Origin of the sequence: Bartonella sp. CL63NXGY, from assembly GCF_042194905.1 — a bacterium.
In the GTDB taxonomy this organism is placed as follows: domain Bacteria; phylum Pseudomonadota; class Alphaproteobacteria; order Rhizobiales; family Rhizobiaceae; genus Bartonella.
In genome coordinates this window covers 1-734 of the sequence record NZ_JBHINK010000085.1, presented here as the reverse complement: position 1 = coordinate 734, position 734 = coordinate 1, and the positions used below count along the sequence as shown (strand labels likewise).

General features: G+C 40.5%; 1 protein-coding gene. It reads left to right on the top strand.

Going from position 1 to position 734, the window contains the following annotated elements:
* Positions 1–734, top strand: a 734-nt coding sequence (locus ACFIK0_RS09365; RefSeq protein WP_375663905.1) for a hypothetical protein, incomplete at both ends; no start/stop codon positions are given.

The window sequence follows — 734 nt, the reverse complement described above, 5'->3', positions numbered from 1 at the left end:
TCAACGGTCAAGATGTAGTGTTACCAAGCAATGTTGATCTAACGGGTTATCTAACTAAAATCGACGCTGATAATATCTACGCTAAAAAATCAGAAATCCCAGTTACACCAGATCTATCTAGTTACGCAACTAAAGCAGAACTGGATGGATATGCCAAGACTAGTGATTTACCAGACTTATCTGGTTACGCAAAGATGGGGGACATCCCTAGCGTTACAGGATTGGTTAAAGAAACAGAACTAGATAATTACGCTAAAAAGAGCGAATTACCTGATTTATCAAATTACGCTTTGAAGTCCGAATTACCGACTGTTCCTGATTTATCGGGATACGCCAAAAAGTCTGATATTCCAGCGGTGCCTGATACCAGTAACTTTGTTGATAAAACCACATTGGCAGATTATGCAACTAATGCGAGTGTTGATGAGAAAATAAAAGACATTAAACCTAGTGAAGATAGTAGCGTTAAAGGTTTAATCACAACCGACTATGGTACTTTCTTGCTACATCGACCAACTAGTTTTAGTGTGGCTAATGCCAATGCCTATGATCAAAACCAACAAGTTTTTGTCTTTGATAACGGAGCCGAAATTCATTGGTCTGGAACATGGGGACCAATCGTCTTAGGTGGGCAAGAGCACTATTGGGATAGCAACAATGGTAAGGTCAACGGCTCACCAGCTAACGGTCTGATCTGGCAGTATATGCTTGGTAACTTCGGTATCACAGTTCAC